Raw genomic sequence first — 7,973 nt, 5'->3', positions numbered from 1 at the left:
GCGGTGTATCAGTCACCATCAATGTGATTGACCCACCGCCATCGCGAGCAGGCTCGCTCCCACAGGGAACTTCAGCGAACACAAAAACAAAAAAGGCGACCGTCTAAGGTCGCCTTTTTCATTGGGCTATCAGCGTTTACTGAGCGTAAATCTGATCAAAGATCCCACCATCATTGAAGTGCGTCTTCTGCACGGTGCGCCAGTCACCGAAGGTCTTCTCTACCGACAGGAAATCCACTTTCGGGAAGCGGTCGGTGTACTTGGCCAGTACCGCCGGATCACGCGGACGCAGGTAGTTTGCCGCAGCAATTTCCTGGCCTTCCGGCGACCACAGGTACTTCAGGTATTCCTCGGCCGCCGCGCGGGTGCCTTTCTTCTCGACCACTTTGTCGACCACGGCCACTGGCGGCTCGGCTTCAGCGGAGACGCTTGGGTAGATCACTTCGAACTGATCACGGCCAAACTCGCGGGCAATCATTTCCGCTTCGTTTTCGAAGGTCACCAGCACGTCGCCGAGCTGGTTGGTCATGAAGGTAGTGGTAGCCGCACGACCACCGGTATCCAGCACCGGTGCTTGCTTGAACAGCTTGCCGACGAAGGCCTTGGCCTTGTTCTCGTCACCGCCGTTTTTCAGCACATAACCCCAGGCCGAAAGGTAGGTGTAGCGGCCGTTGCCCGAGGTTTTCGGGTTTGGCACGATCACTTGCACACCGTCCTTGAGCAGATCCGGCCAGTCTTTCAGGGCTTTCGGGTTGCCTTTGCGGACGATGAACACCGTGGCCGAGGTGAACGGCGCGCTGTGGTTCGGCAGCAGGGTGACCCAGTTGTCCGGCACCAGTTTGCCGTTGTCTGCCAGGGCGTTGATGTCGGTGGCCATGTTCATGGTGATGACGTCAGCCGGCAGGCCGTCGATCACGGAGCGCGCCTGTTTGCTCGAACCGCCGAAAGACATCTGCAGGGTGATGTTTTCGTTGTGCTCGGCTTGCCAGTGTTTCTGGAAGGCAGCGTTGTAGTCCTTGTAGAAATCGCGCATCACGTCGTAGGAAACGTTGAGCAGGGTTGGTGCAGCTTGAGCAACGCTGGTCAATGCCAGGCCAGCGGCCAGAAGTGAGGCGCCAAAGAGTTTTTTCACTGCGCATTCCTTGTTCTAATTTAAATATGAGGCAATTTGCCAGCGACTATAACCGGGCTCGTATAGTCCTTTAAAGATTAAAAAGCACTTTGCTTATTCCAGTTTTTTGAACAACACATTGCCGCACCGCGAGCAAAATGCAGCGCCGTGCTCGTGGCTGTTTTTCTTGCACACCGGGCAGTCGTGTTGCAACTGTTCGCCGCGCATGGCGTTGGCCAGTTCGGCGGTGAAAATCCCGGTTGGCACGGCGATGATCGAGTAACCGGTGATCATCACCAGCGACGAAATCACCTGGCCCAGGGGCGTCTTCGGCACGATGTCGCCGAAGCCGACGGTGGTCAGCGTTACGATAGCCCAGTAGATGCCTTTGGGAATGCTGGTGAAGCCATGCTCCGGGCCTTCGATCACGTACATCAGCGTGCCGAACACCGTGACGAGCGTGCAGACGCTGACCAGAAACACCACGATCTTCTGCTTGCTGCCACGCAGCGCCGACATCAGGTAATTGGCTTGCTTGAGGTACGGACTGAGCTTGAGCACACGGAAAATCCGCAGCATCCGGATGATCCGGATGATCAGCAGGTACTGCGCATCGGCGTAATACAGCGCGAGGATGCCGGGCACGATCGCCAGCAGATCCACCAGCCCGTAGAAGCTGAAGGCATAACGCAGCGGCTTGGGCGAACAGTACAGGCGCAGGCCATATTCGATGGCGAAAATGACCGTGAAGCCCCACTCGATGTACGCCAACACGTTGGCGTAGTTCTGATGAATCGTGTCGATGCTGTCGAGCATCACGATGACGATGCTGGCGAGGATGATCAACAGCAGAATGCCGTCGAAGCGCCGCCCGGCCTTGGTGTCGCTCTGGAAAACCATGACGTAAAGGTCTTCACGCCAGTTTTTGCTGCTGTCCATGGATAACGCCTGAATCGAGAATCAGCGCAGCCTAGGGTGATTCTCCTCCAGAGTGCAAGGCGTACCGGCGACGGTGGTCTTGCCAAACATTTGCACAACCGTGCGGATCAGCCAGCAGGCGAGGATGAACGGCGCGGTCAGCGTTGGCAGGCCGATGGCGGCAAACACCGGCGTCAGCAACAGCGCCGATACTATGCCTATCAGCGGCAGCCACGGTTGCTGGCGCTGCGAGCTGAGGGCGAGGGCGGCGAGTACGGCGTTATAGCCACCGAGGCCGATCAATGCGCTATAGAAATCTTGATGCAGCAGGCTCCAGCCCATGCCCGCGGCAGACGCCAGCATCGCCCAGCAGAATGCGCGGCGATCAGCGATCAGCAAACCCACGCCGATCATCGCACCGGCCAGCGGATGACCGAGGAACATCACCTGGCCGAGGCCTTTCAGGGGGGCGAGGAGCATGTTCAACGCACTGACTTCGATCAAATGGGCTTCGGTCGAGGGGGTGGCGAAGCACAGCAGCAACCAGCCCAATCCCACGAAAGGCGCCGTATAGGCCGGCAGGTATTGGCTGACCCGGATGCGTTTGAGCCACTGCTGAGTGAGCATCGCGCTCAATCCGCCCGCAGCAATGATCAGCGGCGGCAACAGCGCGGACCAGGGGAAATACAGGCTCAGCAGCAAACCGAGCAGGACACCGTTGTAACTGAACAGCCCGGCCTGACGATCAGCCTTGGCGTAGTGGCGACGTTGCGCGGTGAGCAAACCGGCGACACCGCCCAGCAGCGCACCGCCGAGCAGGGCCGGTGCGGTGAATAGAATGGCGAGCAGGCACAACAGACCAAACAGCGGATGGCGCTGGAGGAAAATCTGGCTGAAGCCGTTGAGCAGGGCAGTCGCCCAATCGGGGCAGTGGGTGTTGAAGTGGTTGGCAGGCATGATGAAGTCTGTGGGTGTTTCAGTGAAACCGAGTCGCCAGCATCGCCAGCAGGCTGGCTCCCACACTGAATCTGCGTTCAGTCTTGATTTCGTTATCGACACAAAACCAATGTGGGAGCCAGCCTGCTGGCGATGAGGCCGGTATGGGCGTTCTAGATCAACGTCTCGATACGCAAAGAGTTAGTCGACCCAGGCTGCCCAAACGGCACACCCGCCGTGATCAATAACGTGTCGCCGCGCTGCGCCATGCCCTGCGCCTGCGCAATCTCCAGCGCTGTCGAACACACCTCATCCACCTGGCGCAGACGATCATTGACCACCGAATGCACCCCCCACGCCACGGTCAAGCGGCGAGCGGTCTGCAGGTTCGGCGTCAGGTTCAGAATCGGCACCGTCGGCCGTTCCCGCGCCGCTCGCAGACTCGACGTGCCGGACTCGCTGTAGTTCACCAGCACCGCCACCGGCAACACGTTACTGATGCGACGAATCGCACAGCTGATCGCATCGGAAACGGTCGCCTCGGCTTTCGGCCGGCTGACGTCCAGTTGCGTCTGATAGTCCGGACCGTTTTCCACCTGGCGGATTATCTTGCTCATCATCTGCACAGCTTCTATCGGGTATTCGCCGGATGCGGTTTCCGCCGACAGCATCACCGCATCGGCACCTTCGGCCACGGCGTTGGCCACATCGGTGACTTCGGCGCGGGTCGGGGCCGGGGAGAAACGCATCGATTCCAGCATCTGCGTCGCCACCACCACCGGTTTGCCGAGTTGGCGGCAGATGCTGATGATGTTCTTCTGAATCTGCGGCACGCTTTCGGCGGGCACTTCGACGCCGAGGTCGCCACGGGCAACCATGATCGCGTCGCTCAATTCGGCGATTTCCCGCAGTTGCGTGACCGCCGATGGCTTCTCGATCTTGGCCATCAAAAACGCTTTGTCGCCGATCAGTTCACGCGCTTCGCGAATGTCTTCCGGGCGCTGCACGAACGACAGCGCGACCCAATCCACGCCCAACTCCAGACCGAAAGTCAGATCGCGACGATCCTTGGCCGTCAGCGGGCTCAACTCCAGCACCGCTTGCGGCACGTTCACGCCTTTGCGGTCCGAGAGTTCGCCGCCATTGAGCACCGTGGTGTCGATTGCGTCGGCGTATTTGGTGACCACGCGCAGTCGCAGTTTGCCGTCGTCGAGCAGCAAGTCCATGCCCGGCTCCAGCGCGGCGATGATTTCCGGGTGCGGCAGGTTGACCCTGCGTTGATCGCCCGGCGTCGGGTCCAGGTCCAGGCGCAGGGCCTGACCGCGATGCAACTGCACCTTGCCTTCGGCGAACTTGCCGACCCGCAGTTTCGGGCCTTGCAGGTCCATCAGGATCCCGAGCGGATAATTCAGTTGGCGCTCGACTTCACGAATCCATTGATAGCGTTGAGCGTGGTCGGCGTGATCGCCGTGGCTGAAGTTCAGGCGGAAGATGTTGACCCCGGCCTGCACCAACTCGCGGATGTCTTCGATCCCGTCGGTGGCCGGGCCGAGGGTGGCGAGGATTTTGACCTTTTTATCAGGCGTCATTTTTTGTGCTCTCGAGAATCAGGATGGCGCGGAAGTCGTTGACGTTGGTGCGGGTCGGCTCGGTGACGATCAACGCGTCGAGCGCCGCGAAATAGCCGTAGCCATTGTTGTTGTCGAGTTCATCACTGGCGCTCAAACCGAGGGCGGCGGCGCGGGCGTAGCTGTCCGGGGTCATGATCGCCCCGGCATTGTCTTCCGAGCCGTCGATGCCATCGGTGTCGCCGGCCAGCGCGTAGACGCCGGGCAAGCCTTTGAGGCTGTCGGTCAGGCTCAGGAGGAATTCGGCGTTGCGTCCGCCGCGACCATTGCCGCGCACGGTGACCGTGGTTTCACCGCCCGAAAGGATCACGCACGGCGCCGCCAATGGCTGGCCATGCAGGACCACTTGCCGCGCGATGCCGGCGTGAACCTTGGCCACTTCGCGGGATTCGCCTTCCAGGTCGCCGAGGATCAGCGGACTGAAACCGGCCTGACGGGCTTTCACTGCAGCGGCTTCAAGCGACTGTTGTGGGCGGGCGATCAATTGGAAATGACTGCGCGCCAGGCTCGGGTCGCCGGGTTTGACCGTCTCCGATTCCGGGCTTTGCAGCCAGTTGCGCACCGACGCCGGGACTTCAATGTCGTAGCGCTTGAGGATCGCCAGCGCTTCGGCGGAGGTGCTCGGGTCGGCCACGGTGGGGCCGGAAGCGATGACCGTGGCGAGGTCGCCCGGTACATCGGAAATCGCATAGGTATAAACAGTGGCGGGCCAGCAGGCTTTGCCGAGACGGCCGCCCTTGATCGCCGAGAGGTGCTTGCGCACGCAGTTCATCTCGCCGATGGTCGCGCCGGATTTGAGCAGGGCTTTGTTGATCGATTGCTTGTCGGCGAGCGTGATGCCTTGGGCCGGAAGGGCCAGCAACGCAGAACCGCCACCGGAGAGCAGAAAGATGACGCGGTCGTCTTCGCTCAGGTTGCTGACCAGATCCAGCACGCGCTTGGCGACGGCCAGGCCGGCGGCGTCCGGTACCGGGTGAGCGGCTTCGACGACTTCGATTTTTTCGCACGGGGCGCCGTGACCGTAACGCGTCACCACCAGGCCGGACACTTCACCCTGCCAGCAGCGCTCGACCACTTGGGCCATGGCGGCGGCAGCTTTGCCGGCGCCGATGACGATCACGCGACCACTGCGGTCAGTGGGCAAATGAGCTTCGAGGACTTGCTGCGGATGGGCCGCGTCAATGGCTGTGGCAAACAGCTCACGCAGGAATTGTTGCGGATCGACCGACATGGCGGGCTCCCGGAATTCTTGTTATTAGGGGAAAACTATTTGCCCCTGTAGGAGCGAGGCTTGCCCGCGAACCGGACACCGCGGTGTTTCTGCTGCACCGAGGCGCTCCCTTCGCGGGCAAGCCTCGCTCCTACAGGGAGCAATGGCTTACTGCTTATCGCGAATCGAGAAATTCGCCATGTGCTCCAGGCCTTTGATCAGCGCCGAGTGGTCCCAGTTGCTGCCACCGATGGCCGCGCAGGTGCTGAACACTTGCTGGGCGTTGGCGGTGTTTGGCAGGTTGATGTTCAGCTCTTTGGCGCCTTGCAGGGCCAGGTTCAGGTCCTTCTGGTGCAGGCTGATGCGGAAGCCTGGGTCGAAGGTGCCTTTGATCATGCGCTCGCCATGCACTTCGAGGATTTTCGACGAAGCGAAACCGCCCATCAGCGCTTCACGCACCTTGGCTGGATCGGCACCGTTTTTCGAAGCGAACAGCAGGGCTTCGGCCACGGCCTGAATGTTCAGCGCGACGATGATCTGGTTCGCCACTTTCGCGGTTTGACCGTCGCCGTTACCGCCCACCAGGGTGATGTTCTTGCCCATGGCCTGGAACAGCGGCAAGGCGCGTTCGAAGGCATCGGCATCGCCGCCGACCATGATGCTCAGGGTCGCAGCCTTGGCACCGACTTCACCGCCGGACACCGGCGCGTCGAGGTACTGCGCGCCTTTTTCGTTGATCTTGGCCGCGAAGGCTTTGGTGGCGGTGGGCGAGATCGAGCTCATGTCGATGACGACTTTGCCCTTGCCGACACCGGCCGCAATGCCGTCGGCACGGAACAGCACGTCATCGACCTGCGGGGTATCCGGCACCATGACGATGATGAATTCAGCTTCTTGCGCGACTTCTTTCGGGTTCGCCAGGGCGACAGCGCCACCGGCGATCAGGTCGGCAGGCGCGGCATCGTGGTGCGCCGACAGGAACAGGCTGTGACCGGCTTTCTGCAGGTTCAACGCCATTGGGTGGCCCATGATGCCGGTGCCGATAAATCCGATTTTAGCCATGAGAAAATCCTCTTTTTATTAGTTTTCTGTAGGAGCCAGCTTGCTGGCGATCCGGGCGACGCGGTGTGTCTGTTGCATCGCGGTGATGCCATCGCCGGCAAGCCGGCTCCTACAGGAATTGCGTGCTTTTGTAGGAGCCGGCTTGCCGGCGATCCAGGCGACACGGTCTGTCTGATACACCGCGTGATGCCATCGCTGGCAAGCCAGCTCCTACAGGGTTCTGTGTTAGATCGCGTTATGGGTTTTCAGCCAGCCCAGGCCCGCTTCGGTGGTGGTCAGCGGCTTGTATTCGCAACCGACCCAACCCTGATAACCAATCCGGTCCAGGTGTTCGAACAGGAAGCGGTAATTGATTTCACCAGTGCCTGGTTCGTTGCGCCCCGGGTTGTCCGCCAATTGCACGTGATTGATTTCACCGAGGTGCGATTGCAGGGTGCGGGCCAGGTCGCCTTCCATGATTTGCATGTGATAGATGTCGTATTGCAGGAACAGATTGGCGCTGCCGACCTGTTCGCGAATCGACAGGGCTTGCGCCGTGTTGTTCAGGTAGAACCCTGGGATGTCGCGGGTGTTGATCGCTTCCATCACCAGTTTGATGCCCGCCGCTTGCAGCTTGTCGGCCGCGTACTTGAGGTTGGCGACAAAGGTTTTTTCCACGGTGGCATCGTCGACGCCTTGTGGACGAATACCGGCCAGGCAGTTGACCTGGGTGTTGCCCAGTACTTGCGCGTAGGCAATGGCCAGATCGACCCCGGCGCGGAATTCTTCAACCCGGTCCGGCAGGCACGCGATACCGCGTTCGCCCTTGGCCCAGTCACCGGCCGGCAGGTTGAACAACACCTGGGTCAGACCGTTGGCGTCGAGCTTGGCCTTGATCTCGGCGGAGCTGAAATCGTAAGGGAACAGGTATTCGACACCACTGAAGCCGGCCTTGGCGGCCGCTTCGAAACGGGCGAGAAAGTCCTGTTCGGTGAACAGCATGGACAGGTTGGCTGCGAAACGCGGCATGGTGGTCTCCCGTAAATGTGTGAGCTCCCTCTGTAGGAGCGAGGCTTGCCCGCGAAGGCGTTGTGTCAGTCGGCATCAATGTTGAATGGCACGACGCCTT

7 protein-coding genes are annotated in these 7,973 nt (G+C 60.5%); all 7 read right to left on the bottom strand.

Annotation, left to right across the window (positions count from 1 at the left end):
- Positions 1-136 precede the first annotated feature (136 nt).
- The 7 genes from KGB27_RS30200 to hyi all read right to left on the bottom strand — a co-directional run bounded on the left by KGB27_RS30200 (position 137) and on the right by hyi (position 7,873).
- On the bottom strand, positions 137-1,132 hold the full coding sequence (locus KGB27_RS30200; RefSeq protein ID WP_008039863.1) for a sulfate ABC transporter substrate-binding protein: 996 nt from the start codon (positions 1,130-1,132) through the stop codon (positions 137-139).
- A 93-nt stretch (positions 1,133-1,225) separates the two neighbouring features.
- Complete coding sequence (locus KGB27_RS30195) at positions 1,226-2,050, bottom strand: ion transporter (protein ID WP_192226077.1); 825 nt, start codon at positions 2,048-2,050, stop codon at positions 1,226-1,228.
- 21 nt (positions 2,051-2,071) lie between these two features.
- A complete protein-coding gene (locus KGB27_RS30190; protein WP_223557314.1) occupies positions 2,072-2,986 on the bottom strand; it encodes an urea transporter in 915 nt (304 codons plus the stop codon).
- 152 nt (positions 2,987-3,138) lie between these two features.
- Entirely contained in the window at positions 3,139-4,554 is a 1,416-nt protein-coding gene (gene pyk, locus KGB27_RS30185; protein WP_008039869.1) for a pyruvate kinase, read from the bottom strand.
- Entirely contained in the window at positions 4,544-5,824 is a 1,281-nt protein-coding gene (locus tag KGB27_RS30180) for a glycerate kinase (protein ID WP_008026780.1), read from the bottom strand. Before KGB27_RS30180 ends, pyk begins: the two co-directional genes overlap by 11 nt.
- 147 nt (positions 5,825-5,971) lie before the next feature.
- Positions 5,972-6,865, bottom strand: coding sequence for a 2-hydroxy-3-oxopropionate reductase (locus KGB27_RS30175; protein ID WP_223416498.1), 894 nt, complete (start codon positions 6,863-6,865; stop codon positions 5,972-5,974).
- A gap of 225 nt (positions 6,866-7,090) precedes the next feature.
- Positions 7,091-7,873, bottom strand: a complete 783-nt coding sequence (gene hyi / locus KGB27_RS30170; protein ID WP_008026777.1) for a hydroxypyruvate isomerase — start codon at positions 7,871-7,873, stop codon at positions 7,091-7,093.
- Positions 7,874-7,973 lie beyond the last annotated feature (100 nt).

This window comes from Pseudomonas sp. BF-R-01 (assembly GCF_019946615.1).
GTDB classification, from domain to species: Bacteria; Pseudomonadota; Gammaproteobacteria; order Pseudomonadales; family Pseudomonadaceae; genus Aquipseudomonas; species Aquipseudomonas migulae.
This window is presented reverse-complemented; position numbering and strand designations above follow the sequence as displayed.